General features: G+C 62.2%; 24 protein-coding genes. 16 read left to right on the top strand and 8 right to left on the bottom strand.

Annotation, left to right across the window (positions count from 1 at the left end; genetic code table 11):
* Positions 1-341 precede the first annotated feature (341 nt).
* Both J2X76_RS01060 and J2X76_RS01065 read right to left on the bottom strand, forming a co-directional pair.
* The gene (locus tag J2X76_RS01060; protein ID WP_113130026.1) at positions 342-935 is read right to left on the bottom strand and encodes an NUDIX domain-containing protein; all 594 of its coding nucleotides are present in this window, start codon (positions 933-935) and stop codon (positions 342-344) included.
* A complete protein-coding gene (locus J2X76_RS01065; RefSeq protein ID WP_310212176.1) occupies positions 932-3,070 on the bottom strand; it encodes a molybdopterin oxidoreductase family protein in 2,139 nt (712 codons plus the stop codon). Before J2X76_RS01065 ends, J2X76_RS01060 begins: the two co-directional genes overlap by 4 nt.
* Before the next feature lie 83 nt (positions 3,071-3,153).
* On the opposite strand from J2X76_RS01065, the gene J2X76_RS01070 reads away from it, so the two are divergent.
* The 3 genes from J2X76_RS01070 to J2X76_RS01080 all read left to right on the top strand — a co-directional run bounded on the left by J2X76_RS01070 (position 3,154) and on the right by J2X76_RS01080 (position 5,415).
* Positions 3,154-4,032, top strand: coding sequence for a 23S rRNA (adenine(2030)-N(6))-methyltransferase RlmJ (locus J2X76_RS01070; protein WP_310212179.1), 879 nt, complete (start codon positions 3,154-3,156; stop codon positions 4,030-4,032).
* 50 nt (positions 4,033-4,082) lie between these two features.
* Positions 4,083-4,748 (top strand): ribonuclease T2 family protein, encoded by a 666-nt coding sequence (locus J2X76_RS01075; protein WP_310212181.1) that lies wholly within the window; start codon positions 4,083-4,085, stop codon positions 4,746-4,748.
* Positions 4,749-4,818: 70 nt separating this feature from the next.
* The gene (locus J2X76_RS01080; RefSeq protein ID WP_113130024.1) at positions 4,819-5,415 is read left to right on the top strand and encodes a glutathione S-transferase; all 597 of its coding nucleotides are present in this window, start codon (positions 4,819-4,821) and stop codon (positions 5,413-5,415) included.
* A 72-nt stretch (positions 5,416-5,487) separates the two neighbouring features.
* Here the strand turns inward: J2X76_RS01080 and J2X76_RS01085 are convergent, their stop codons facing one another.
* A complete protein-coding gene (locus tag J2X76_RS01085; RefSeq protein WP_113130023.1) occupies positions 5,488-6,123 on the bottom strand; it encodes an outer membrane protein in 636 nt (211 codons plus the stop codon).
* Positions 6,124-6,805: 682 nt separating this feature from the next.
* Here J2X76_RS01085 and uvrC point away from each other — a divergent pair.
* The 5 genes from uvrC to J2X76_RS01110 all read left to right on the top strand — a co-directional run bounded on the left by uvrC (position 6,806) and on the right by J2X76_RS01110 (position 12,495).
* On the top strand, positions 6,806-8,845 hold the full coding sequence (gene uvrC / locus J2X76_RS01090; protein WP_310212187.1) for an excinuclease ABC subunit UvrC: 2,040 nt from the start codon (positions 6,806-6,808) through the stop codon (positions 8,843-8,845).
* Positions 8,846-8,942: 97 nt separating this feature from the next.
* Positions 8,943-9,530, top strand: coding sequence for a CDP-diacylglycerol--glycerol-3-phosphate 3-phosphatidyltransferase (gene pgsA, locus J2X76_RS01095; protein ID WP_110119653.1), 588 nt, complete (start codon positions 8,943-8,945; stop codon positions 9,528-9,530).
* Entirely contained in the window at positions 9,527-9,784 is a 258-nt protein-coding gene (moaD, locus tag J2X76_RS01100; protein ID WP_113286014.1) for a molybdopterin converting factor subunit 1, read from the top strand. Before pgsA ends, moaD begins: the two co-directional genes overlap by 4 nt.
* A gap of 125 nt (positions 9,785-9,909) precedes the next feature.
* Positions 9,910-10,374: a molybdenum cofactor biosynthesis protein MoaE gene (locus J2X76_RS01105; RefSeq protein WP_405029964.1), complete on the top strand. Its 465-nt coding sequence runs from the start codon at positions 9,910-9,912 to the stop codon at positions 10,372-10,374.
* Between the two features lie 297 nt (positions 10,375-10,671).
* Positions 10,672-12,495 (top strand): HAMP domain-containing methyl-accepting chemotaxis protein, encoded by a 1,824-nt coding sequence (locus J2X76_RS01110; RefSeq protein WP_310212192.1) that lies wholly within the window; start codon positions 10,672-10,674, stop codon positions 12,493-12,495.
* Between the two features lie 75 nt (positions 12,496-12,570).
* Here J2X76_RS01110 and J2X76_RS01115 read toward each other — a convergent pair whose 3' ends face one another.
* The gene (locus J2X76_RS01115; protein WP_310212195.1) at positions 12,571-13,467 is read right to left on the bottom strand and encodes a branched-chain amino acid ABC transporter permease; all 897 of its coding nucleotides are present in this window, start codon (positions 13,465-13,467) and stop codon (positions 12,571-12,573) included.
* Positions 13,468-13,531: 64 nt separating this feature from the next.
* Between J2X76_RS01115 and J2X76_RS01120 the strand changes: the two genes are divergently transcribed.
* Together J2X76_RS01120 and J2X76_RS01125 are read left to right on the top strand one after the other, a co-directional pair.
* Positions 13,532-14,080, top strand: coding sequence for a CGNR zinc finger domain-containing protein (locus J2X76_RS01120; protein WP_310212198.1), 549 nt, complete (start codon positions 13,532-13,534; stop codon positions 14,078-14,080).
* Positions 14,080-14,592, top strand: a complete 513-nt coding sequence (locus J2X76_RS01125; protein ID WP_405029996.1) for a hypothetical protein — start codon at positions 14,080-14,082, stop codon at positions 14,590-14,592. Before J2X76_RS01120 ends, J2X76_RS01125 begins: the two co-directional genes overlap by 1 nt.
* 109 nt (positions 14,593-14,701) lie before the next feature.
* Here the strand turns inward: J2X76_RS01125 and ndk are convergent, their stop codons facing one another.
* Together ndk and J2X76_RS01135 are read right to left on the bottom strand one after the other, a co-directional pair.
* On the bottom strand, positions 14,702-15,124 hold the full coding sequence (gene ndk / locus J2X76_RS01130) for a nucleoside-diphosphate kinase (RefSeq protein WP_007769585.1): 423 nt from the start codon (positions 15,122-15,124) through the stop codon (positions 14,702-14,704).
* Between the two features lie 96 nt (positions 15,125-15,220).
* A complete protein-coding gene (locus J2X76_RS01135; RefSeq protein ID WP_310212202.1) occupies positions 15,221-15,910 on the bottom strand; it encodes a glutathione S-transferase family protein in 690 nt (229 codons plus the stop codon).
* Positions 15,911-16,140: 230 nt separating this feature from the next.
* On the opposite strand from J2X76_RS01135, the gene J2X76_RS01140 reads away from it, so the two are divergent.
* On the top strand, positions 16,141-17,175 hold the full coding sequence (locus tag J2X76_RS01140) for a GGDEF domain-containing protein (RefSeq protein WP_310212205.1): 1,035 nt from the start codon (positions 16,141-16,143) through the stop codon (positions 17,173-17,175).
* 137 nt (positions 17,176-17,312) lie between these two features.
* Here the strand turns inward: J2X76_RS01140 and J2X76_RS01145 are convergent, their stop codons facing one another.
* The gene (locus tag J2X76_RS01145; RefSeq protein WP_110119660.1) at positions 17,313-18,032 is read right to left on the bottom strand and encodes a hypothetical protein; all 720 of its coding nucleotides are present in this window, start codon (positions 18,030-18,032) and stop codon (positions 17,313-17,315) included.
* Between the two features lie 218 nt (positions 18,033-18,250).
* Here J2X76_RS01145 and J2X76_RS01150 point away from each other — a divergent pair, with 218 nt between their 5' ends.
* Entirely contained in the window at positions 18,251-18,964 is a 714-nt protein-coding gene (locus J2X76_RS01150; protein WP_113130015.1) for a Crp/Fnr family transcriptional regulator, read from the top strand.
* A gap of 81 nt (positions 18,965-19,045) precedes the next feature.
* Here the strand turns inward: J2X76_RS01150 and J2X76_RS01155 are convergent, their stop codons facing one another.
* Positions 19,046-19,933 carry a hypothetical protein gene (locus tag J2X76_RS01155; RefSeq protein WP_310212209.1) on the bottom strand — a complete coding sequence of 296 codons (888 nt, stop codon included), beginning with the start codon at positions 19,931-19,933 and terminating at the stop codon, positions 19,046-19,048.
* 167 nt (positions 19,934-20,100) lie between these two features.
* Here J2X76_RS01155 and J2X76_RS01160 point away from each other — a divergent pair, with 167 nt between their 5' ends.
* The 4 genes from J2X76_RS01160 (at position 20,101) to J2X76_RS01175 (ending at position 24,584) form a co-directional block, all read left to right on the top strand.
* On the top strand, positions 20,101-21,984 hold the full coding sequence (locus tag J2X76_RS01160; protein ID WP_113130013.1) for an ABC-F family ATP-binding cassette domain-containing protein: 1,884 nt from the start codon (positions 20,101-20,103) through the stop codon (positions 21,982-21,984).
* A gap of 120 nt (positions 21,985-22,104) precedes the next feature.
* A complete protein-coding gene (locus tag J2X76_RS01165; RefSeq protein ID WP_310212213.1) occupies positions 22,105-23,463 on the top strand; it encodes a pilus assembly protein in 1,359 nt (452 codons plus the stop codon).
* 9 nt (positions 23,464-23,472) lie between these two features.
* Complete coding sequence (locus tag J2X76_RS01170) at positions 23,473-23,982, top strand: TadE/TadG family type IV pilus assembly protein (protein ID WP_162732370.1); 510 nt, start codon at positions 23,473-23,475, stop codon at positions 23,980-23,982.
* An 11-nt stretch (positions 23,983-23,993) separates the two neighbouring features.
* On the top strand, positions 23,994-24,584 hold the full coding sequence (locus J2X76_RS01175; protein WP_113130010.1) for a TadE/TadG family type IV pilus assembly protein: 591 nt from the start codon (positions 23,994-23,996) through the stop codon (positions 24,582-24,584).
* Positions 24,585-24,601 lie beyond the last annotated feature (17 nt).

Raw genomic sequence — 24,601 nt, forward strand, 5'->3', positions numbered from 1 at the left:
TCGTGACAACGATGTGAAATCCGGGCGGCTCAAGGTCAAGTCACATTCGCACGGCGCCTGAAACAACCGGCGACCTGCTTGTCGGCGATCGCTGCCCGTATATCGGACCTCAAGGCCAAGCTTTCACGGCCTCCTCCGCTACGGAACGGGACCAGTGTCGGCGTCCACCGTTAAGACAAAAGCGAAGTCGTCCAGAGCCCGACATTGGCGGTCAGCCGTGCCTCGTAATGACGGGACGGCTCTTGATCCGAAGTTGCGAATCTTCATCCTCGTCATCAAGGCGGTGCCTTTCTTGTGGAAAGGCGCCGCCCAAACGGCTGATTATTTTATCGTTTAAGCCATCAGCCTGCGAGTGACGCGCGGTTTATGACCGCCCATTGCAGCATTATGATCGTCTTGGCGTCGATGATCTCGCCCGAGCCGATCATCGCCACTGCCTCATCGAGCGGCAGTTCGAGAACCTCGATATCCTCGTGTTCCTCCGCCAGACCGCCGCCGTCCTCGACGCGATCGGAAAGGTCTATCGGCGCATAGAAGAAATGCACGACCTCGGTCACCGAACCGGGCGAGGTCAGCGCCTTGAACAGGAATTTTACGTCACGAACTCGGTAACCGGTCTCCTCCATCGCCTCGCGGCGAATCGCTTCCTCGGCCCCGTCTCCATCCAGCAGGCCGGCCGGAACCTCGATCATCCAGGCGGGATCGCCGGTCAGATAGGCCGGCAGGCGGAACTGCCTTGCCAGCACGACGATGTCGCGCCTGGCATCATGGAGCAGGATGCAGGCGGCAGGGGTACGGTGAAAGATCTCGCGGCGGAGTCTATGCGTCGCGCCGCCACGGTCGGTGTAATCGAGCGTGTAATTGGAAAGCCGAGTCCATCCGTTCGACAGGGTTTCGTCGTTGACGACCACCGCCCGTTCATGCGTATCCGTCATGCTGCGTCCTTGCGAAGCCATACCTTGTTGTCGTGGAAGGCCGCGCCGCCATAGGGCGCCACGGCATCGGCGCCGGTCAGCACGTTGATGCCCTCGCCGTCGAGATGCTTGTGGTTCGGCCACAGCCCTTCGGCGATCAGCACGCCCGGCCTTGCTCCGGCCACGAGCCTCGCATGCAGGCGGATTTCGCCGCGCAGGTTGCCCAGCCGGACGATATCGCCGTCGATAATGCCGAGCCGCTTCGCATCGGTCGGCTCGATCATCACTTCCGGCCGCCCTTCCCGCTCATAGGAGCTTTTCGTCTCGGTGAAGGAGGAGTTGAGGAAGCTGCGGGCCGGCGAGGTCGCCAGCCGGAAGGGATGCGCTTCGTCCGCCACTTCGATGACGTCGACCTGGTCAGGGAAGACCGGCAGTTCGGCGATCGGCCCCAGCGGCCCGACGTTTTTCGGCGGCTTGTCCGGCGACGGACCGTTCGCCCAGTCCGGACGAAAGCGGAACTTTCCATCCGGATAACCGAAGCCCCTGACGTAATGGGCGGTTTCGAAATCCGGCTGCGCATCGATCCATTTTTCGCGCGCCAGATCCTCGTAGCTTCCCCAGCCACTGGCGTTGAGGATGCGGTCGATATGCTGGCGCTCGTCGAGGCCGAAACCGGGGAAATGATCGATACCGAGGCGCCTGGCCAGTTCCTCGATGACGAAGAGATTGGTGCGCACGGTCGAGGGCGGCTCAACCAGCTTCGGCCCCATCAGGATATGCTGCTGGCCACCGGCGCGGTAAAGGTCGTCATGCTCGACGAACATGGTGGCCGGCAGCACGATGTCGGCGACTTCCGCCGTATCGGTCATGAACTGTTCGTGCACCGCCACGAAAAGATCGTCGCGCAAAAAACCCTTGCGGACGAGGCGCTGTTCCGGCGCGACGTTCATCGGGTTGGTGTTCTGGATCAACAGGGCCGTCACCGGCCCGCCATGACGCAACGCCTCGGCATCGCCGGTCAGCACCCGGCCGATCTGCGACTGGTCGAGCTGGCGGATATCCGGATCGGCATAGGCCGTGCCCATCAGCTCGGACTTGTTGAGCCGAAAAATCTCGCCATTGTTGTGAAAGGCGCCACCGCCCTCGTATTGCCAGCAGCCGAGCACGGTCGAAATCGACAGCGCCGCGTGCATGGCGACCGTGCCGTTCCGCTGGCGGGCGAAACCGTAGCCCAGCCGGAAGAACGTCTTTTTCGTGGTGCCGACGAGCTTGGCGAAGGCCTCGATTTCGGCGACCGGCAAGCCGGTGATAGCAGAGGCCCATTCCGGCGTCTTCGTCTTCAGATGCCCTTCGAGGCCGGCCGGATCGTCGGCATATTTCGCCATGTAGTCGCGGTCGGCGTAACCGTCACGGAAGGCAATATGCATGACGGCGCAGGCAAGCGCGGCATCGGTGCCGGGGCGCACGGTCAGCGCCATGTCCGCCTGTTTCATCGTCGGGTTGTCGTAGATGTCGATGACGACGATCTTGGCGCCGCGTTCCTTGCGGGCCTTCACCGCATGGGTCATGACGTTGACCTGGGTAGAGACGGCATTGGTGCCCCAGATCACCACGCAATCGGACTTCGCCATCTCGCGCGGGTCGGGACCGCGCAGCGCGCCTGTTCCCATCACGTAACCGGTCCAGGCCATGTTGGTGCAGATCGTGCCGAAGAAGCCCGAATACTTTTTCGCGTGCCGTAGCCGTTCGATCGAGTCGCGCTGCACCTGGCCCATCGTGCCGGCATAAAAATACGGCCAGATCGCCTCCGAGCCGTGTTTCGCCTCGGCCTTGACGAAGGCATCGGCGATCTCGTCGAGGGCGGCTTCCCAGGAAATCTCCTGCCAGCTCCCCTCGCCCTTGGCGCCGGTGCGCCGCTTCGGATGCATCAGCCGGCCCGGATGGTAGAGCCGTTCGGAATAACGGGCGACCTTGGCGCAGATGACGCCCGCGGTATAGCTGTTGTCGGCAGCGCCCCGCACCCGGCCGATCCTGCCGTCGGCGGTCAGGTCGATATCCAGCGCGCAGGCCGACGGACAGTCGTGCGGACAGACGGTGTGGCCAACCGAATTGTGGCCGAGGGCGGTTTTCGCAGTAATCGGGGTCGCAACGTTCATGGGTTTTCTATATTCGATGGAGATGCGCGCCAAAAGCGTCATTTGCAGCGCATCAATTTTATTCATCCGGAATACAACAGACCATGAACTACCGGCACATCTATCACGCGGGCAATTTCGCCGATGTCCCCAAACACGCGGTCCTGGCGCGGCTGGTCCGCTATGCCCAGAACAAGGACAAGGCTTTTCGCGTGCTGGATACCCATGCCGGGATCGGGCTCTACGACCTTTCCTCGGACGAGGCACAGAAGACCGGCGAATGGCGCGACGGCATCGGCCGGCTGATGGAAGCCGAGCTTCCCGAAAAGGTCGGCGCTCTCCTGGAGCCCTATCTCTCGGTCGTCCGGGAGCTGAACCCCGACGGCGCGCTGAAACTCTATCCCGGCTCGCCGAAACTCGCCCGCATGCTGTTCCGCCCGCAGGACCGGTTGTCGGCGATGGAGCTGCATCCCGAGGATTTCAACCGCCTGCACAATCTGTTCGAAGGCGACTTTCAGGTGCGCGCTACCGAACTCGACGGCTGGCTGGCGCTCGGCGCGCATCTGCCGCCGAAGGAAAAGCGCGGCATCGTGCTCGTCGATCCGCCCTTCGAGGAAGAAGGCGAATACAGGCGACTGGTGAAAGGCCTGGCGACCGGCTGGCGCCGGTTCCAGGGCGGCACCTTTTGCCTTTGGTATCCGATCAAGAAGGGCGCGCCGCTCAAGGCCTTCCATGACGAGCTGAAGGCCTTGGAAATCCCGAAAATGCTGTGTGCCGAGCTCACCGTTCGAAGCGACCGGGAGACGACAGGGCTCTCGGGCTCGGGCCTCATCATCGTCAATCCGCCCTTCACGCTGAAGGACGAGCTGCATACGCTCCTGCCCGTCCTGAAAACCATCCTGGCCCAGGATCGATTCGCCTCGCAGCGGGCCTTCTGGCTGACCGGCGAAACCATCGACAAGGACCTCGATCCGGACGCTTGACCGGACGCGGCTTCCCGCCCATGGTGCGCCGCATTAAAGGGGTCCGGCCGATGACCAAACGATTTATCGCTTTTCTTTTCCTCGCCGTTTTCGCGTCTGCTGCCTCTGCCCAGGAGCGCCGTCCGGACAATCGGCAGGATCATGCGGGACAATTCGATTTCTACGTCCTGTCGCTGTCCTGGTCGCCGACCTTCTGCGCATCGCAAGGTGGGCCCAAGAACGGCCAGCAATGCAGCACGGACAAGGATTTCCGCTTCGTCGTCCACGGCCTGTGGCCGCAATACGAAAAGGGCTATCCGGACTTCTGCGAGACCAAGGAACCGGGCCGCGTGCCGCAATCGCTCGGCGAACCGCTGTTCGACATCATGCCGTCGATGGGCTTGATCGGCCACCAGTGGCGCAAGCACGGAAGCTGCACCGGCCTCAGCCAGCGCGATTATTTCGGCAAGCTGCGCGAAGCCTTTTCGCGCGTCAAGCTGCCCGCCGACCTGTCGCGCGGCGACACGGCCGTGACGCTGTCGCCCGATCAGATCGAAGAAAAATTCGTCGCCGCCAACCCCGGCATGAGCCGGCGCGGCATTTCGACGAGCTGCGAGGGCCGGCGACTGGAAGAAGTGCGTATCTGCCTCAGCAAGGACCTGCAATTCCGCGATTGCGCCGAGGTCGATCGGGATAGCTGCCGAGCAAGCCAGATCACCCTGCCCCCGGCGAAGTGACAGGACTGCCAGATCGCCCGCCCCGGAGAGACGATCGGCCTGCGCTGAAAATCATAGAGAGGACAACACAATGCAGCTGCTTTATTCCCCGGCCTCGCCCTACTCCGCCAAGGTCCGCATGGCGGCGCGCCATCTCGGCATCGCGATAACCGAGGTGAAGACCGACACCAACGCCGCACCGCCGGAGCTGATCGACAACAACCCGCTCGGCAAGATCCCGGTCCTGATCCGCGAGGGCGAGCCGCCGATCTACGACAGCGTCGCGATCATGCACTGGCTCGACCGCCAGTCGGGCGGCAAGCTCTATCCGAAGAAGGATGCGAAGCGCACCGAGGCGGAAGTGCTCGAAGCGCTCTGCGACGGCATCATGGATTGCCTGCTCGCCATCGTCTACGAGCGCCGTTCGCGCGAAGAGAGCAAGATCCACCAGCCGTGGATCGACAAGCAGTGGAGCAAGGTGGTGCGCGGCCTCGACCACCTCGAAAACAACCTGCCAAAGACCGGCAAGAAGCTGCATGGCGGTCATTTCGCGCTGGCGGCGACGATCGGCTATCTCGATCTGCGCTTCAACGGCCAGTGGGCCGAGGGCCGGCCTGAGCTCGCCTCGTGGCCGGATATTTTCACCAAGCGTTTCGCGCCCTATGCGGCGATGAAATCGGCCGCGTAGGGCGAGATATCCAAAACAAAAAAGAGCCCGGACCGAAGTCCGGGCTCTCCCCAGCCGTTAAGGCTATCGAACTTAGAACTTCACGCCGATACCGACCTTGACGCTGTGGTCGTCGAAGCCCTTCGAGACCGTACCGCCGGAGAGGCTGTAATCCTCGGCTGCGAAATCGGTGTAACGATATTCGATGCGGGCGGTGATGTTGCTGGTCACGAAAGCTTCGGCACCGGCACCGACCGTGTAACCGACCGAGGTCTTGTCGTCGGACGTGACGCCGTCATCCAGCTTGTTGTTCTGGAAGGCAACACCGCCGGTACCATAGATCAGGAAGGGGTTCAGGTCGTAACCGACACGGCCGCGGACCGAGCCGTTCCAGCCGGCCTTGCCTTCAAAACCTTCGACCGTGGTGGTCTTGGTGCCGTTGTAACCAACGTCGGCTTCGATACCGTATACGATCGAACCGTTCTGGAAGTTGTAACCGGTGTAGGCACCGCCGCCGAACTGGCCGTCACGATCGCCGCCGCCGAAACGACCCCAATCATACTGACCGTAGCCACCGAGGTAGAAACCTTCCCAGTTGGAGACCTTTGCCGGCTCTTCGACCGCGACCGGAGCCTGCGGAATTTGTTCAACGGCATCAGCGGCATTGGCCGCAGAGATGGCGATAAAGCTGGCTGCCGAGGCCATCAGAGTTGCGATAAGAGTACGCATACATTTTCTCCTTTTACTGCTGTGCCGGGAATTTGCCGCCACAACATGATTGGCGACACATTGGTTCCCTGCCCGCTGAAACGGAATGTGGCGGTCAATTGAGGAATTGAAAGAGCCGAAATGTGAATTGATTGTGGCGCCCAGAAGGCCAAAATTGGATGTTGCTGTATCGCAACACGTATTTTCTTAACCTTAACCAATACTTACTTTAAATATAAATATTTTTACATTTACGGCTTACTTCTTAGATCACAAGCATAATGACGTCAATACAACTTTTGGGCCGAACCGGTGCCGCCGCGCTTTCGACCATTCGACTTATATCCCGAATAAAACGCCGGTCCTGACCCGGACGAAACATGAATTGATCGGTGGAAATAGCTCCCTTCCCGCGCGCGGAACCGGCCTGCCGGCCTCCGCGCATGGCGTTGCCGAATTTCTGCCTTGAATCGTCCCCCGCGAAATCGCTGTTTTCGCCCTCCGCGCCCAAATGAGAGGGATCGCCTCCCGACGCTTTCAAAACCGGCGCCAAGACACTATTTCTCCGGCAGCGGTCTTTGTTCAGGGAATCAGGCCGCTTCACCCGCGATATTTTGACAAGCTGCCGCTCGCGGGCACATGTCATGAGTTCAGGGATCGAATCGCCAAAGACCGGATGCCGACATCCGGCGGAGACTGTGGAATGAACGGAACGAAGCTGCCCGACGGCGGCGTTCTCTACGACGAGACGGAAGAAGACGACGACGACGTGATGGTGGCCGAGCCGAGCCAGGGTCCCGCCGCGTCGATCGACTGGAACGAAGGCTGGAAGAACGAGACGGGGCTGAAGGGCGCCGAGCTGATCGCCGAATTCGTCAAGCACCTGCCGAATGCGCCGGGCGTCTACCGGATGTTCAACGATGCGCAGGACGTGCTCTATGTCGGCAAGGCCCGCAGCCTCAAGAAGCGCGTCGGCAACTATGCGCAGGGCCGCGTCCATTCCAACCGCCTCGCCAAGATGGTGCGCGAAACCACTCATATGGAATTCGTCACGACGCGGACGGAGACCGAGGCGCTGCTGCTCGAAGCCAATCTGATCAAGCGCCTGCGGCCGCGCTTCAACGTGCTTCTGCGCGACGACAAGTCCTTCCCCTATATCATGATTACCGGCGACCACCGGGCACCGGCGATCTTCAAGCATCGCGGCGCCCGCGCCCGCAAGGGCGATTATTTCGGCCCCTTCGCATCGGCCGCCGCCGTCGGGCGCACCATCAATTCGCTGCAGCGCGCCTTCCTGCTGCGCACCTGCACCGACAGCGTGTTCGAGACCCGCACCCGCCCCTGCCTGCTCTATCAGATCAAGCGCTGTTCGGGGCCCTGCACCCACGAGATCAGCGACGAGGGGTATGCGGAACTGGTCGGCGAGGCCAAGGACTTCCTGTCCGGCAAGAGCCAGAACGTCAAGTCGGCGATCGCCCACCAGATGGCGGAGGCCTCCGAGGACCTCGATTTCGAGCGGGCCGCAATCTATCGCGACCGGCTGGCGGCGCTTTCCCATGTCCAGAGCCACCAGGGCATCAACCCGGCCGGCGTCGAGGAGGCGGATGTTTTCGCCATCTACTACGAGGGCGGTCTCTTCTGCATCCAGGTGTTCTTTTTCAGGACCGGCCAGAACTGGGGCAATCGTGCCTATTTCCCGAAGGCCGACCCGCAGCTCTCGGGCGCGGAAGTGCTCAATGCCTTTCTCGCCCAGTTCTATGACGACAAGCCGGTGCCGAAACAGATCCTGCTGTCGGAAGCCGTCGAGGAACAGGACCTGCTGGCGCTCGCCTTTGGCGAAAAGGCAGGGCACAAGGTGACGATCACCGTGCCCCAGCGCGGCGAGAAGAAGGACCTGACCGACCATGTGCTGGCCAATGCCCGCGAGGCACATGGCCGCCGGCTTGCCGAAACCTCGTCGCAGGGGCGCCTGCTGCAGGGCCTGGCCGAGACTTTCGGCCTGTCCTTCGTGCCCCGCCGGATCGAGATCTACGACAACTCGCATATCATGGGCACAAACGCCGTCGGCGGCATGGTCGTGGCAGGGCCGGAAGGCTTCGTGAAGAGCCAGTACCGCAAGTTCAACATCAAATCGACCGACATCACCCCCGGCGACGACTTTGGCATGATGCGCGAGGTAATGACCCGCCGTTTCAGCCGCCTCCTCAAGGAAGAAGGCATTCCGGACCGCACCGCCGCCGCCGGCGCGAGCGCCGAGGATGCGGCCGACGCCGCCTTCCCCGCCTGGCCGGACGTGATCCTGATCGACGGCGGCCAGGGCCAGATGACGGCGGTGCGCGCCATTCTCGACGAACTCGGCATCCGCGACGTGGTCACCGCGATCGGCGTCGCCAAGGGTGTCGACCGCGATGCCGGCCGCGAGCGCTTCTTCGCCGATGGCCGCTCCGACTTCTCGCTGCCGCCACGCGACCCCGTCCTCTACTTCATCCAGCGGATGCGCGACGAGGCGCACCGGTTCGCGATCGGCTCACACCGGGCGCGGCGCAAGAAGGAGATGGTCAAGAACCCGCTCGACGAGATTTCCGGCATCGGCCCGGGACGCAAGCGCAAACTCCTGCAGCATTTCGGCACGGCCAAAGCGGTGTCGCGGGCGGGCCTTACAGACCTCATGGCCGTGGAGGGAATTTCGGAGGCGGTGGCAAAGCAGATCTACAACCATTTCCACGAGAACCGGGCGGGTTAAATCTGCCTGACGCAATCGTCTGCAAAAAAGCCGCCCAGCCCTGTTGACGCCTCGGCCTCAACGCATCAACTAGGAGCAAACATCCGGAAGGCTCTCCATGGCGTCGCGCGCATACAATATTCCCAATCTTTTGACCTATGCGCGCATCGTGGCCGTGCCGATCATCGTCGGCTGCTTCTTCATCGAGGGGCAGCTTGAAAGCTCGGACGTGGCGCGCTGGACGGCGCTGATACTGTTCGCGGCCGCCTCGATCACAGATTATCTCGACGGTTATCTCGCCCGCATCTGGAACCAGACCTCGAATATCGGCCGCATGCTGGACCCGATCGCCGACAAGCTGCTGGTCGCCGCCGTGCTGCTTCTGCTCGCCGCCGACCAGACCATCGCCGGCTGGTCGCTCTGGGCGGCGATCACGATCCTCTGCCGCGAAATCCTGGTCTCGGGCCTGCGCGAATACCTTGCCGCGCTGAAGGTCTCCGTGCCAGTGACCCGCATCGCCAAGTGGAAGACGACGATCCAGATGGTAGCGATCGCCTTCCTGCTGGCCGGGCCTGCTGGCGACAAGATCGTGCCCTACACGACCCAGATGGGCATCGCGCTTCTGTGGATCGCCGCAATCCTCACATTCTACACCGGCTACGATTACTTCAAGGCCGGCGTCAAACATCTGGTGGACGAAGAATGACCGTCAAACTCGTCTATTTCGCCTGGGTACGCGAACGGATCGGCAAACCCGAGGAAGACCTCGACCTGCCGGCAACCGTCGTCACCGTAGGCGATCTGCTCGCCCACCTGACGACGCTCGGCGAGGAATACGAAAACGCGCTGCAGTTCCCCGATGTCATCCGCGTCGCCATCAACCAGGAACATGCCGAACACGACGAACCGATCGCCGGCGCGCGGGAGATCGGCATCTTCCCGCCGATGACGGGTGGGTGAGGAACGGTCCGGCGAAGCCGGAGAAATCGATCCAGTGAATCGATTTCAGTGACGAACGCCCTGAGCGAAAGCGAAGGGCGGGGAGCGCGCGAGGCAAGCTCGGCCCGCGGCAACGGAGATCTTAGATGTCCATGACCACCCCCACCATCCGCATCCAGTCCACCGACTTCGACCTCACGGCCGAGATCGCCGGCCTGACCGCCGGGCGCAAGGACATCGGCGCCGTCGTCACCTTCACCGGCCTCTGCCGCGACGAGCAGGGCGCGCTGTCAGCGCTGGAACTCGAACACTATCCGGGCATGGCGGAAGCGGAGATGCGCCGCATCGGCGAATTGGCGATCGAGCGTTTCTCGCTCATCGGCCTTACCGCCATCCACCGCTTCGGCAAGATCCTGCCCGGCGAAAACATCGTGCTGGTGATCGCGGCCGCCACCCACCGGCAGGCGGCCTTCGACGGCGCCAGTTTCGTTATGGATTTCCTGAAGACCTCGGCCCCCTTCTGGAAGAAGGAACATGCCGCCGACGGCCAAAAGGGGGACTGGGTCTCCGCCAAGGACACGGACGATGCCGCCCGCGACAAGTGGCGGTGATCACACCAAGCGCCACGCCCATTCCCTGAAAAGATCATGGTCCCGTTTCATCCCGATGCGGGACGACCGTGAAGGGTCTCCAGTGCAATATATTGCGACCCGCTACGGTAAAATCCTTCAATCAAAACCTTCGCTGCGGAAATCAATACTGGGTGCAAAGCAGAGCCATAGCCGCCTGCAGGGTCCCGGCCGGCGTTTTCACGCTTCTTTAAGTAGAATTCACTAAATTACGCATACTATTCAAAGCCCAGGTTCATCCGCTTGGTCTGACATACTGCTTCTTATGGAGTGAAATTTATGCGCAGGCCTACGGTTCGAACTTCGCTTGTCCTCATCAACCTCACTTTTGCTGCCCTGTTTCTCCTGTTTGCCCTGTTCTCTCTCGTGAGCGTGAGGCAGGTCAACGAGGATACGGCCGAGATCGCCCGGAACTGGCTGCCGAGCGTTTCCGTGGTCCGGAGCATGCAGCTCGAACTTCAGAAGATGAAGTTTGCTTACGCAGACCACATCATGTCGATCAGCGACGAAGCGATCGCAGCCGCGGAAAAGCAGGTCACCGCGCAAAAGGCGAAACTGGCAAATTCGATCGAGGCTTACCGTTCCCTGATTTCCTCGCCCCGCGAAAAAGAGCTGCTGGATCTCATTGCGCAACGCGCAAACGACTACGCCACCGCGGCCGAGCCCATGCTCGAGAAATCCCGCAAGAACGATAACGATGTCGCCAAGAGCATCTTCTACCGCGACATGGAGCCGATTGTTCAGAAGGCCGAACAGAACGCGGGCGAGCTGCTCGGCATAAACGTCAAAGGCTCGGATGCGTCCTATAACAGCAGCGTCCTGACCTACGAGACCATTCTCTGGAGCACATGGACTTTGATCGGACTGGTCATCGCGATCCTGGCCGGTGCCATCATCTATGTGGCGCTTCAGATTTCCCGGCCGATCAAAACGATCACCAATGCGATGATCCGCCTCGCGGGAGGCGACGCCGATACGGCAATTCCCTTTGCCGACAGGACGGATGAAATCGGCTCGATGGCTGGCACGGTCGAGGTCTTCAGGCAGACGGCACTGGCCAAGGGCCGTGCCGACAAGGATATCGAGGACAGCAGGGCGCTTGCCGAAACCGATCGCCAGCGGCGGGAAGGCACCGAGCGCGCGCGGGCAGCCGCGATGGCGCAGGCGACGAACGGACTGGCGGGCAATCTGAAGAAGCTTGCCGCGGGAGATCTGACCGTCCGGATCCACGAACCGTTCGAGGCGGATTTCGAGGGCCTGAGAAGTGATTTCAACAGCGCCGTCGATCAGCTGCGTCAGACGTTGAGCAAGGTCGCCGGATCGACGGTCGGGCTCGACTCGGGGTCGAGCGAGATTGCCCACAGTGCGAACGACCTTGCCAAACGCACCGAACAGCAGGCCGCGGCACTGGAAGAGACGGCCGCAGCGCTCGACGAGATCACGGCAAACCTCGCATCGTCCTCCAAACGTGCCGAAGAGGCGCGCAAGGTTGCCGTGCAAGCCGACGCGAGCGCCACGACGTCCGGCGAAATCGTCGCCCAGACGGTCGATGCGATGAGCCGGATCGAACAGTCTTCCAACCAGATATCAAGCATTATCGGCGTCATCGACGAGATCGCCTTCCAGACCAACCTGCTGGCATTGAACGCCGGCGTGGAGGCTGCGCGCGCCGGCGAGACGGGCAAGGGCTTTGCCGTCGTGGCCCAGGAGGTGCGCGAACTGGCGCAACGCTCCGCCCAGGCCGCAAAGGAGATCAAGGCACTCATCCAGACATCCAGCGGCGAGGTGGCGACGGGCGTGGAGCTCGTGTCGAGGACAGGCGGCGCGCTGAAACAGATCGGCGAACTCGTGGTTGCCATGAGCCAGCATATCGACGCCATCGCCGCGTCGTCGCGGGAGCAATCGACGGGCTTGGCTGAGATCAACAAGGCGGTCAACAATCTCGACCATACGACCCAGCAGAACGCGGCCATGGTCGAAGAAGCCAGCGCCGCCTCCGCCTCGCTTGCGAACGAAAGCGCGACGCTGCGCAACCTGGTCAGCCAGTTCAGGGTCGAAAACGGATCGGACTCGCCGGCCCATTCCTGGCGAAAGAGCGCCTAGCTTCATCCAGCCGACCACAGGGATTGCACTTCCGGCAGCCGCGCACGGCTGCCGACTAGGACATCCCGGCTTTACTCACGGCACGACACGCTCCCGCCGGCTCATCACCAGCACCATGACCAGGGCCGCGACCACAAAAAGGTCGCGCCAGACGATCGGGCCGTAGCCGCTCCAGAGCGTTTCGGCGAACCCGATGACCGCGGCGCCCGCGGCTGAGCGCAGCGGGTTGGAATGGCCCCCGGCGGCGGCGATCAGTACCACTTTCAGCCCGAACAGCAGGCCGGCGCCAAAATCCATCGTGCCGTAATGGGAGGTGGCGAGCACGCCGCAGACCGAAGCGTAAAAAGCTGCCGCCGCGTAAGCCATGACGAAGACCCGCCTGGAATTGGTGCCCGAGAGTTCAGCCGCCAGAGGGTCGTCGGAAACAGCCCGCCAGATGCGGCCCCAATGGCTGCGTGCCAGCACGAGATAGCCCATGCCGATGGTCGCCAGCATCAGGGCGATGTTGGCCAGCTGGATCAGCGTCAGCGTCACCGGAAAGCCGTCGGCGTGCCAGAACACGACCGCGTCGTTGAGGAAGGGCGGCAGCCAGAGTTCGCGCGTATCGGCGGCGATCCGGGCGCCCTCCATCAGCACCATCAGCACGCCGAGCGAGGCGACGATCACTGCGTTCGGCGAGATTTCTGCAAGCGGGCGCATGACGAACTGGCCGACCGTCACCCCTGCCCCGATGCCCCCGGCGATCCCGGCGGCCGCACCTAGCCCCAATGCAGCGGGCAGGATCAGCCACAGCCGGTCCCAGCCGAAATGGGCGAAGAGCAGGTAGAGATGGCCGGAAAAGGCAAAGATCGCCCCGTAGGTGATGTCGGCCCGCTTCGTCACCGCGAAGGCGATCGCATATCCGAAGGCGAGCGTCGCGTAGAGCGCCGCCAGCGGGACCGCGTTCGCCAGTTGCTGCAGCAGATAGGCCATGGGCACTCCGATAGCGACATCGAATATAACTGGTCAACTGCATTTTACCAGTTATAATATCGCCATGAGCTTTTCCTGGACCCCGCACCGTTTCGCCGGAGGCGCGCTGGCGCTGGATGTCGCCAACAGCGTGATCCTGCGCTTCGATCCGGCACGCAGCATCGACCGGTTCGCCGAGCCGAAGCAGATGGAGGCCTTTCCGAAGGCGGCCGAAAAATTTTCCGCCGAGCGGGCGCTGTTCAGCGATCTGGCGCCCGTGGAGCCCGAAAACCACGCGCCGTTCATTGCCCTGCGCGAAGCGATCGACCGCTATTTTCGCACCCGCCTAACAGGCGACGACGCGCAGACGTTGCTTGCCGATTTCCTCGAGGCGACGGCGGCCGTCCTGCGCCGCGCCCGGAAAAACTCACTGGAGGCGGCGACCGCCCATTCGGCGCTCAGGCTGCTTGCAGAGGCGGAAATCGTGCGGATGAAAATCTGCGGCAGTTGCGGATGGCTGTTCATCGATCGCAGCCGGAACCGCAGCCGCACATGGTGCGACATGGCGGTGTGCGGCAACCGCGTCAAAGCCAGCCGCCATTATCATCGCAGGAAGAAGGAGGCCGTGTCATGATGGCCCGGCTTATGGTTTTCAGGCTTATGGCTTTCGGCCTTGCCGCCCTCACCCTCGCCGCCTGCCAGCGCGAGACGGAAAAGCTGGTGGAGGTCAGCGGACATATCTTCGTGTTCAACTACCGGGTCGCCAGCGCCACCTACCTGGTGACGCTGAAGAAGACGGGGCCGATACCGGACGGAACCGTGGCGATCGCGAAATTCGACGACCCGGCCGGCGGCGAACCGATCGTCGTCAACGAAAAGATTTTCCCGGCATGGGACAAGATCACGTTGCAGAGCCCCAATGTCCGCTGCGTGCGCAAGGACAAGCCCTATTCCGTGGATATCCGGCTGGTGGATGCCGGCGGCCGGACGTTGCAGGAATTGAAGACCCAGCTCGTCTCCGATGTCGACCAGTCGGTGCTTCCGAGCAAGCCGCTGGTGCTCGGCGCCGGTTATGAGCGCAACCCGGAGGTCTTCAAGCCGGACGGGACGCTCGACTACGCCCAGCCTGACGATTGCCCGGCCTGAATGGCCTCAACCGGCTGCCGCATGCGGCCGCCCATGAAAAAACCGGGGCAAGGGCCCCGGTTCCGATTATTCCGATCGGAAGCCTGAAGCTCCGGATCCCAATTTCAAATCAGCCGACGATCTCGGTTTCCGAGAACCAGTAGGCGATTTCCTGGGCGGCGGTTTCCGGAGCGTCGGAACCGTGTACCGAGTTCTCGCCGATCGACAGCGCGAAGGTCTTGCGGATGGTGCCTTCGTCGGCGTTGGCCGGGTTGGTGGCGCCCATGATCTCGCGGTTCTTCAGGATGGCGTTTTCGCCTTCCAGAACCTGGACGATGGTCGGGCCGGAGGTCATGCCTTCGACGAGTTCGCCGAAGAACGGGCGTTCCTTGTGAACGGCGTAGAAGCCTTCGGCTTCGCGCTTGCTCATCCAGACGCGCTTGGAAGCGATGACGCGCAGGCCATTGTCTTCAAACACCTTGGTGATGGCGCCCGTGAGGTTGCGCTTGGTGGCATCCGGCTTGATCATCGAAAACGTGCGTTCAATCGCCATTGTTCTATCCTTCGTTTCCTGTGGCCCGTGAATAAGGGGGAAAGTGCGGGGTCTTTACCCGCCCCTTTCACTGGAAACAAGGGGGTTCGGGCAATTTCACGCCGCTGTCACACTGCGCCCGACGCCATTATGCAGGTCGAGGCAGCGTTCGAACCACAACCCGACGGGGTCGTCGTCGGAAAACACCTTGGCGCCGGCTGTGACGCGCATCCACTGCAGCGCACCGAACAGGATGTAGTCGACGAAAAGCGGGCCGTCGCCGCCGATAAAATCATGATATTTCAGGGCGTGGCGGATCGGCTCCAGCTTCGGCGCGAAACCCTCGATCTCCGCCTGCCGGCCCGCTTCGATCTCTTCCAGCGTCTTTCCGAGCCGGGCTTCACGGCTGGTGCGGAAATAGACCTGGTCGGTCTCGCCGAGCATGTCATGAATGTTCTTGACGGCGATCTTCGTGATCGCCGTGTGGACCACCATCTGGGAAAAACCCTCGACGAAACGGGCGAGCGCCTTGCCCGCCGGTCCGCCGAACAGCGTCGGCCGGTCCGGATAGGTCTCCTCCAGGTAAAGCGCGATCTCGAAACTGTCGCGGATCAGTTCGTTGCCGTCGCGCAGGATCGGCACGGTCTTCGAAAACCCGCCTTCGAGGCTTGGGATTTCGGTAAACGGCGTCGGCTTCTCGATGAAATCGAGGCCCTTGTGGGCGAGCGCCTGCACGACTTTCCAGCAATGCGGCGAAAACGGGCGGCTTTCGTCGGTGCCGCAGAGCGAATAGAGAATACGGGTCATGGCAGGCTCCTGATCCGGATGTTGGCCGGCGATATTGAAAGCAAATTTCCCTTTGAATCCAGTCAGGAAATTTCATGGATCGCATTCGATCGGCCGTTTCGACGATCCTTTAACCGTAACTGCCGACGATCCGGCCCTTTTTAGCAAATGTTAAAAGCGTATCGCGCATGGCTTGTCGCACTATCGAACAAGCCGGGACTACCGGCCGGATCAACCTGTGGGGACGAGAGATGGCGGGCGAAGCAAGCAGAACGGGACAGGATCGCGGCCTGCAGGCCGTCGTTCAGCTGATGGCGAAGCTGGACGTGAGCGGCCTGCCGCGCAATTACGAGCTGTTCCACGAAGCGCTGCTGGGCGGCGACCCGGCCCTTTCGCGGGAAGTGCTGGCACTCTCGGCCGGCCCTTCGCAGACAGTGCTCGACGAGATGGGGCTGCGGCACCAGCTGCCCGCCTTCGTCGCGCTGATGCCGGTCAGGGGGCGTGATCAGGAAATCAAGCTGCTGCTGGAACTCAGGGACAAGATGGCAAGCGGCGTCACCCAGAAGAAGGGTTTTACCCGCGTGCTGGAAACCGTCGCCCGCAGCCTGCGACAGGACAGCACCGCCGGGCCTGAGGATATTCTGGCCGAGATCGAATATCTGAGCGTCTCGCTCTCGGACGCCGTGGTCGCCGAGACCGAGCTGGAGGCAATCCTCAGAGCCGGCGCCGATCGTCTGGTCAAGGCCGAGCGCGAGGCATCCGTTGCCCGCTCGGTGACGCTGCGCGACCGGCTGACCTCGCTGCCGAACCATGCCGCGCTCGCCGAACGGCTGGAGGCGCTTTATGGCGTCGATGCCGACAGCCGCGACACCGCGCTGTTTCTGGTGACGATCACCGACCTTCCGCACCTTGCCCGCACCTACGGCGATCCCGCCGTCAACCGCATCGTCAAGAAGGCGGCCTCGATCTTCCGCAAGGCGATCAAGAAGAACGATTTCCTGGCGCGCATCGGCAAGGGCGATTTCGCCTTCGTCTTCCGCGACGTCGGCCGCGACAGCGTGCAGCCGATCGCCGAACGGCTGATCGCCTCGATCACCGACAACCTCGTCTTTGCCGCCTCCGACGGCACGAGCGGCATCGGCCTTTCGGTCGGCGCGGCACTCACCGCGGACGCCTTTTCACCGCAGGAACTGCGCCTGCAGGCCGGCACCGCGCTCGAAACGGCAAAGGCCAATCCGCGCATGATCGTCGCGGTTCACGGAAGCGGGCAGAAACGGGCGTCTTAGGACAGATATATTTCCGGAACCAGAAAGCCGCGGTTTCCCGCGGCCTCCTTTTTTTTGCGAACGAGGACCGGTTGCCGGCTGGGGTAATGTCCGACCAGCGGTCCCTGTCGAAAAGTCCATGTCGGCAGCCGCCGGCGTTATGCCGGCATGAACTGGTTCTGCTGGGTGAACCGCACGGAGACATCCGTGACGCCGGTAAAGCTCACTTCATAGGCCGCCGAAGAGGTGGCCGTGTCGATCACCTGCCCTTCGACGAAGGAGCCGGCGAGGATGTAGTATCTGGGCTTCGGAGTGAACTGATAGACGAGGTTGGGTTCGAGCTGGACGGCGATGGTCGGCTTGCGGGCCATGGCGATGCCGACGTTGACGTAGACATTCTTGCTGGCCTGCACCGCGGTGGTCGGAATGGTGCCGTCCGCCTTGGCGACGATGAGGCCCTTGACGCCATCGGACGGGCCCTCCGGGAAGCCGGGGGCACCGTAGGGGAACGGCCCCTGATAGGTCACCGGCACGGTGTTCTGGGTGTCGATCATGACGCCAACCGAGCTTGCGGTCTGGAAGGAACGCGGCGAGCCCGCGGAGCCCAGTTGCTGGATGTAGCCGACCGTCACGGAGTAGTCGATCGTCCAGTTGAACGACGACGTGCTCGGCTGATCGGGGCTACCGGCCGCGGCGCCGCCGACCATCCAGGCAAGCGACAGCGGATCGACCGACGGCCCGATGACCTGGGGGATCGTCTGGAACAGGGCGAACTGCTGCCATTTCGAATTCTCGTTGAGAACCGTGAGGCTGTAGGGCTGGCCCGCAGCCTGAGCGCTGAAGGCCTTGATCGCGTTCTGGCCCATATAAATCGTCATTATACCTCTCCTCTTTGGGGTTGCCGCACCGCACCACGCGGTGACGGCGTCTGTGATCCCGGCACGTGGTTTTAGGGAATGCCGTTTGCACAAACACAACCTAGGATATTTAAATCTCCAAATATGTAACGCAGGTAACAACCCTAGTTTGTATAATCGATAAATATCAGCCCGCCGGATGGCAATCAGATTTCCGATCTCAGGGTGGTTGCGAGCAGATGAAAACAACGAAGACTCAGAAGATCTCCGAGGAAATAAGCAGGATAGAGCCATTCAGCTCGGCGGAGGATGATGTTATTTCCGCGTTTGCAAACAGGATAAATATAAACTCATACAGAGATCGACAGACTCTGTTCCTGAATGGCGATCCCTGCGACACGTTTTACATTATAGTTTCAGGCGGCATTTCTCTTTATTTCATATCCGAGGAAGGCAACGAAGTGATCTTTTCGGAACTTCAGCCCGGGGATGCCGTCGGCGAGATCGAGTTCGCTCTCAACTACCGGCATTCCTCGAACGCCGTCATCTGCGGGGCGACGCGACTGCTGGAAATCGATCGCAAGACATTCAACGAACTTTCGACAATTCCGCAGGTCGCTTCCTATCTCATGCGGACGATCGCCAGAAAGCTCCACCGCACCATGATGTTTGCGGAAGGAATGGCGCTCTACCCGCTGGAGACCCGCCTTGCGCGGCTTCTGCTCAATCTCGGCGCCGCCCACGGACGATCGACGAGCGACGGCATCCTCATCGAAAAACCGATCTCCCAGAGCCGCATGGGCCAGCTCATCAATGCCAGCCGGCCGCGTATCAATGCGCAGCTCCAGGCCTGGAAAAGCAAGCGGCTGATCGGCATGCGGCAGCACCGGATCATCATTTTCAATAAGAAATCGCTGCAGATCATCTCGCGTCATTCAGACCCTGCGGCCTGAATGACGCGGACGCCTCTGCGGGCACCGGGCCAATGCGGCGACTCCCCACCGATGCCGCCGGCTCGGGATCCGGCGGCCCGCTTACGGGCAGCCATTCTTGACGATCGCGATCAGGTCGGCAGTATCCTGAGTAAAACTGGGGCCGTAAACACCATCAGCCGCACCGCTGGAAACGACGCTGACCGCCTTGTGGACGTTGTCGGCCGTGACGAACCATGCCCCCCCGCTTGCGCCGCCGCCATACATGGGATGCGGGCGTGCGTCATAAGCGGTGCCGGCCTGCACTGTGATGCGGGCGGTTTCCCGATACATGTATTCGCCGCCATCGAGACGCGCGGGGTAACCGGTGACCGTCACGTCGTCGTCCACATGGGCGCCGTCGATGGCGAGTTCATATTTGCCGACGGCGGAGGCGACGGTGGTGCGCATCACGGAATAGTCGAATTGCGACCTCGCCAGGCTCGGCTGGTTGTCCGCGACCTCGGTCCAGCGCAGCAGCACGGCCGCCCTGTCCATTCGGTAGAGTGTCCCGCCGCCGCCGGAATATCCCTGATAGAAGCGGATGTTGCTCGCCGCCAGGCCGCCTTTCCAGAGGCTGTGGGCGGCGCCGATGACGATATTGGCATCCGCGACGAATTGGGCGCTGGCGGAGTAATCGTGCCCGCCGCGCGTGTAGACCAGTTGGCCGCCATACTTGTAGGGCGCCTCGCCGATCGGCGCCCGTTCGGCATCGCCCACGAGATTGCCTTCGCGGTCGCTTTGAAACCCATCAGTGGGCAGTGTCGGGAGCATCTCGCCATCAGGGATCGCCGCGGCAATTCTTTCCGGCGTCCAGTATTCCTCCCTGGCGCTGGCCAACCCCGCGCCGCCCGGGTTCCAGCAGGTGAAATCGACCGCTCCCGCGCGGAGCGGTATCATCAGCGCCGATGCCGCCAGCAGCGTCGGCCACGTCCATCTTCTCATTCTCATGGCATTTGCTCTCCCGATTGAAGTTCGGCCGCACCATCGCGGCCGACGGCAGCGCCGCTTCATCGATCTACCAGAGCGTGCGGTACCCTTCTGTTTCCCCCGGCACAGCGTATCCCAACACATTGCCACCCTTGCCAACAAACGGGGTTTCGGCCAAAACCGCCGCCATGATCACGATTACCGAACTTTCCGCCCGCATTGCCGGGCGTCTCCTCCTCGACAATGCCAGCGTGACGCTTCCGGCGGGCACGAAGGCCGGGCTCGTCGGCCGCAACGGGGCCGGCAAGTCGACGCTGTTCAGGGTGATCACCGGCGACATGGCCGCGGAAGGCGGTTCGGTGACGATCCCGAAGAACGCGCGCATCGGCCAGGTGGCGCAGGAGGCGCCGGGCACCGAGGAATCGCTGATCTCGATCGTGCTTTCCGCCGACAAGGAGCGAACCGCCCTTATGAAGGAGGCGGAAACCGCGACCGACCCGCATCGCATCGCCGAGATCCAGATGCGGCTTGTCGATATCGACGCCCATTCGGCGGAAGCGCGCGCCGCCAGCATCCTTTCCGGCCTCGGCTTCGACCATGAGGCCCAGCACCGGCCGGCCTCCTCCTTCTCGGGCGGCTGGCGCATGCGGGTCGCGCTCGCGTCCGTCCTGTTTGCGGAACCGGACCTGCTGCTGCTCGACGAACCGACCAACTATCTCGACCTCGAAGGCACCATGTGGCTGGAAGACTATGTGCGGCGTTATCCGCACACGGTCATCGTCATCAGCCACGACCGCGACATGCTCAACAATGCGGTCAACGCCATCGTCCATCTCGACCAGAAGAAACTCACTTTCTATCGCGGCGGCTACGACCAGTTCGAGCGGCAGAAGGCCGAGGCGGACGAGCTGCAGATGAAGGCGAAGGCCAAGAACGAGGCGGCACGCAAACACCTGCAGAGCTTCATCGACCGGTTCCGTGCCAAGGCCACGAAAGCCCGGCAGGCCCAGAGCCGCGTCAAGGCACTGGAACGCATGGGCACGGTCGCGGCGGTCATCGAGGATCATGTCCAGCCGATCACCTTTCCGGAACCGGACAAGCAGCCCGCCTCGCCGATCATCTCGATCAGCAAGGGCGCGGTCGGTTATGCGCCCGGCAAACCGATCCTGAAGAACATCAGCCTGAGGATCGACAACGACGACCGCATCGCGCTGCTCGGCTCGAACGGCAACGGCAAGTCGACCTTCGCGAAGTTCATCTCCGGCCGCCTCCAGGCGGAAAGTGGCGAGATCCGACTCGCGCCGAGCCTGAAGATCGGCTTTTTCGCCCAGCACCAGCTCGACGACCTGATCCCCAACGAGACGCCGGTGGACCACGTCCGCCGGCTGATGCCGCAGGCGGCCGAGGCGCAGGTTCGTGCCCGCGTGGCGCAGATGGGGCTTGCGACCGAGAAGATGGCGACGGCCGCAAAGGACCTGTCCGGCGGCGAAAAGGCCCGCCTGCTGATGGGCCTTGCCGCCTTCCACGCCCCGAACCTCCTGATCCTCGATGAACCGACCAACCATCTCGACATCGACAGCCGCAGGGCGCTGATCGAGGCGCTCAACGATTATGACGGCGCCGTCATCCTGATCTCCCACGACCGCCACCTGATCGAAGCGACAGTCGACCGCCTGTGGCTGGTCAACGAGGGCACGGTGAAGGCCTTCGAAGGCGACCTGGAAGAATACCGCGACCTGATCGTTTCCGCCGGCCGCAAGAAGGACGACAAGCCGCAGGCCGCCGACGAGACCGCATCGAAATCCGAGCAGCGCAAGGTCAATGCCGAAAAGCGCGCCTCGCTCGCGCCGCTCAAGAAAAAGATCAACGAAATCGAGGCCGTAACGGCCAAGCTCGAGAAACTGATTCAGGCGCTTGACAAGGAGCTTGCGGATCCCGCGCTTTACGAAAAGGCACCCGCCAAGGCCGCACAGAAAGCCAAGGAACGCGGCGAAGCGGCTTCCAGACTTTCCGCCGCCGAAGAGGAATGGCTGATGCTGTCGTCGGAATACGAAGAGGCGATGGCGGGATGACCTATTCCGCCTGAGCATCGCCCTCCCGCCTGGAAGCCCACGCCCGCGACGTGATTAATCAATAAATTAGAAATGCTTCATAGTATCGGTTGATTATTCACGGGGATGATTTTCAACCTGATGTCATATCGGCGGCGACCTTCCGCTCTTTCCAGCCTGCTCGCGGACCGCCGCGGCAATATCGCCATCATGTTCTCGCTGCTGCTCGTGCCGGTGATCACCGCCGTCGGCGCCAGCCTCGACTATGTGCGCGCCTATAACGCCCGTTCGAAAATGCAGGCGGACCTCGACACCGCTTTGCTCGGCGCGGTGAAAAGCGTGGGAACGCTCGACAACGCCGCGCTCAAGACGCGTATCCAGGAATGGTTCGCCGCCCAGACCGATCTCGGCAGCGGCGGCTACACGCTCGAAGACGTCGATATCGACACGTCGAATCACAAGATCACGGCGACCGCTCGCGCGACGGTCAGTACGACTCTGCTCAAGATCGCGGGCATAAACGACGTTGCCGTCGGCACGTCCTCGTCGGTCGAAGGTCCCGGCCGCGCCTATCTTGATGTCCATATCGTCCTCGACAAATCCGCGTCGATGCTGCTGGCGGCGACCAGCGCCGGTCAGTCCAGCCTGAGGGCGTCTTCGGCAGCCTGCGCCTTTGCGTGCCATACGCCGGAAGGGACTACCTTCACCTACAAGAGCAAGACCTACAGCAATGTCTACGACCTCTCGGTCGCGATGAACATCAAGCTGCGGGCCGACGTCTCGGTGGACGCCGCACGGGAAGTGCTCGATCTCATCGACGCGGCAGACGCCACCCATGAGCGCATCAGGGTCGGCCTCTATACCCTTGGCAAAACCACGACCCAGGTATTGTCGCCCACTTTCTCGACCACCGCGGCGCGGACGAAGCTGAACGACAAGACCAGCGGCATGACGAGCGCGACCTCCGAAGACGCGACATATTTCGACACGTCGCTGACAGCCCTCAAACCCATGATCGGGACGGCCGGCGACGGGACCACCAAGGATGCGCCGCTGAAGCTCGTGCTGCTCCTGACCGACGGCGTCCAGTCGGAGCGCAACTGGGTGCTGCAGGGCGATTCCGGCATCCGTTTCCCGACATCAAAAAGCTCGCTGCAGACTGTCGTCACCCCGGTCAATTCCAAGTGGTGCAAGCCGGTGAAGGACGTCAACGCCACCATCGGCGTCCTCTACACCGAATACCTGCCGATGACCTGGGACTGGGGTTACAACGCAACGCTCGGGAAAACGATGAGCAGCAGCGGCTTCACCTCGATCTGGGGAGGCACGTTCGCGTCCGGCAAGAGCAGCTATACCCGGACCGCCTATATCCCCAAGGCGCTTGAAGAATGCGCAAGCAGCAGCGACCTGTTCCTGCAGGCGAGCTCGGCGGAAGACATCGAGGCGGGCCTATCCTCCCTCTTCAGGCAATATCTCTCCAAAGTCAGGCTGACGAACTAGATGAGGCCGATGCACCGTTTCAGAACCCTCTTACGGAACAAGCAGGGAGCGGCCGCGGTCGAGTTTGCGTTGCTCGTCATGCCGTTCTTCCTCTTCCTGTTCTGCATTCTCGACATGGCGCTGATGTTCTTCGTCGACAGCGCCCTCGATTCGGCGCTGCATACGGCCGCCCGCTCCGTGCGGGTCGGGAGCGCCCATTCGAACAACTGGAACCTTGCCACCTTCAAGACCAATGTCTGCAACGGCATGGCGCTCGCCTTCAGCTGCCAGGACGAACTCCTGATCAAGACCACGGCGATGTCGGATTTCTCGTCGATGAGCTTCACGTCGCCCGTCAGCGGCGGCGTTCTGTCGGTGACCGAAAGCTTTTCTCCGGCGACGTCCGGAGATTACGTCATGATCCAGGCTTTCCTTCCCTGGAACAGCCTGATGGCCATGGTCGGAGCGAACGTCAACACGCTCGCGGACGGGACCTACGTGCTCTCCGCCGCCGTGGTTTTCAGAAACGAACCGTTTTGAGACATCGGCCGATGGCACGCACGAATGATCCCGACCACAGGCAACTAAAACGCCGCGAAAGCGGCATTCGGCGCCTGCTCGCCGACCGCAAGGGCCAGTCGGCCATCGAGTTCACCCTGCTCCTGCCGCTGATGGCGCTGCTGTTTGCGGGCACCGTCGATCTCGGGGAAGGCCTGATGGTGAAGCGGAAAATCAACCAGATCGCGGAAGTGGCAAGCGACATCGTCTCCCAGGAAGCAAGCTGGAGCAACGCGGAGCTCAATACCCTCCTTCAAGGGACCGCCTCGATTCTCATTCCCTTCGACAGCACCGCACTCGCAATCCAGGTCGCCGTCATCGACTTCGACGCCGCCGGCAAGGCGACGGTCAACTGGTCGACTGCCTACCAAACCAATGCGAAGGTCGCCGGGGATCCGCCCCCCTTCGAAGTCCCCACCGACCTGATCGAAAGCAACGTGCAGCTCGTCGGCGTGCAGGTGGATTATGCGATGACGACGCCTTTCACGTCCTTCTTTTCCAGCATTACCGGTTCGGGCCAGTACAGCTTTGTCGGCAAGGCGATCTCCCGGCCGCGCGTCGGCGACAAGATCACCCGGAAGTAGGCCGTGACGTGCGGGGG

Origin of the sequence: Neorhizobium sp. 2083 (genome assembly GCF_031455615.1) — a bacterium.
In the GTDB taxonomy this organism is placed as follows: Bacteria; Pseudomonadota; Alphaproteobacteria; order Rhizobiales; family Rhizobiaceae; genus Neorhizobium.

Excerpts from the sequence above, each read along its gene's own strand:
- J2X76_RS01060 (WP_113130026.1), bottom strand. The coding sequence starts at position 935 with ATGACGGATACGCATGAACGGGCGGTGGTCGTCAACGACGAAACCCTG.
- J2X76_RS01065 (WP_310212176.1), bottom strand. The coding sequence starts at position 3,070 with ATGAACGTTGCGACCCCGATTACTGCGAAAACCGCCCTCGGCCACAAT.
- J2X76_RS01070 (WP_310212179.1), top strand. The coding sequence starts at position 3,154 with ATGAACTACCGGCACATCTATCACGCGGGCAATTTCGCCGATGTCCCC.
- J2X76_RS01075 (WP_310212181.1), top strand. The coding sequence starts at position 4,083 with ATGACCAAACGATTTATCGCTTTTCTTTTCCTCGCCGTTTTCGCGTCT.
- J2X76_RS01080 (WP_113130024.1), top strand. The coding sequence starts at position 4,819 with ATGCAGCTGCTTTATTCCCCGGCCTCGCCCTACTCCGCCAAGGTCCGC.
- J2X76_RS01085 (WP_113130023.1), bottom strand. The coding sequence starts at position 6,123 with ATGCGTACTCTTATCGCAACTCTGATGGCCTCGGCAGCCAGCTTTATC.
- uvrC (WP_310212187.1), top strand. The coding sequence starts at position 6,806 with ATGAACGGAACGAAGCTGCCCGACGGCGGCGTTCTCTACGACGAGACG.
- pgsA (WP_110119653.1), top strand. The coding sequence starts at position 8,943 with ATGGCGTCGCGCGCATACAATATTCCCAATCTTTTGACCTATGCGCGC.
- moaD (WP_113286014.1), top strand. The coding sequence starts at position 9,527 with ATGACCGTCAAACTCGTCTATTTCGCCTGGGTACGCGAACGGATCGGC.
- J2X76_RS01105 (WP_405029964.1), top strand. The coding sequence starts at position 9,910 with ATGTCCATGACCACCCCCACCATCCGCATCCAGTCCACCGACTTCGAC.
- J2X76_RS01110 (WP_310212192.1), top strand. The coding sequence starts at position 10,672 with ATGCGCAGGCCTACGGTTCGAACTTCGCTTGTCCTCATCAACCTCACT.
- J2X76_RS01115 (WP_310212195.1), bottom strand. The coding sequence starts at position 13,467 with ATGGCCTATCTGCTGCAGCAACTGGCGAACGCGGTCCCGCTGGCGGCG.
- J2X76_RS01120 (WP_310212198.1), top strand. The coding sequence starts at position 13,532 with ATGAGCTTTTCCTGGACCCCGCACCGTTTCGCCGGAGGCGCGCTGGCG.
- J2X76_RS01125 (WP_405029996.1), top strand. The coding sequence starts at position 14,080 with ATGGCCCGGCTTATGGTTTTCAGGCTTATGGCTTTCGGCCTTGCCGCC.
- ndk (WP_007769585.1), bottom strand. The coding sequence starts at position 15,124 with ATGGCGATTGAACGCACGTTTTCGATGATCAAGCCGGATGCCACCAAG.
- J2X76_RS01135 (WP_310212202.1), bottom strand. The coding sequence starts at position 15,910 with ATGACCCGTATTCTCTATTCGCTCTGCGGCACCGACGAAAGCCGCCCG.
- J2X76_RS01140 (WP_310212205.1), top strand. The coding sequence starts at position 16,141 with ATGGCGGGCGAAGCAAGCAGAACGGGACAGGATCGCGGCCTGCAGGCC.
- J2X76_RS01145 (WP_110119660.1), bottom strand. The coding sequence starts at position 18,032 with ATGACGATTTATATGGGCCAGAACGCGATCAAGGCCTTCAGCGCTCAG.
- J2X76_RS01150 (WP_113130015.1), top strand. The coding sequence starts at position 18,251 with ATGAAAACAACGAAGACTCAGAAGATCTCCGAGGAAATAAGCAGGATA.
- J2X76_RS01155 (WP_310212209.1), bottom strand. The coding sequence starts at position 19,933 with ATGAGAATGAGAAGATGGACGTGGCCGACGCTGCTGGCGGCATCGGCG.
- J2X76_RS01160 (WP_113130013.1), top strand. The coding sequence starts at position 20,101 with ATGATCACGATTACCGAACTTTCCGCCCGCATTGCCGGGCGTCTCCTC.
- J2X76_RS01165 (WP_310212213.1), top strand. The coding sequence starts at position 22,105 with ATGTCATATCGGCGGCGACCTTCCGCTCTTTCCAGCCTGCTCGCGGAC.
- J2X76_RS01170 (WP_162732370.1), top strand. The coding sequence starts at position 23,473 with ATGCACCGTTTCAGAACCCTCTTACGGAACAAGCAGGGAGCGGCCGCG.
- J2X76_RS01175 (WP_113130010.1), top strand. The coding sequence starts at position 23,994 with ATGGCACGCACGAATGATCCCGACCACAGGCAACTAAAACGCCGCGAA.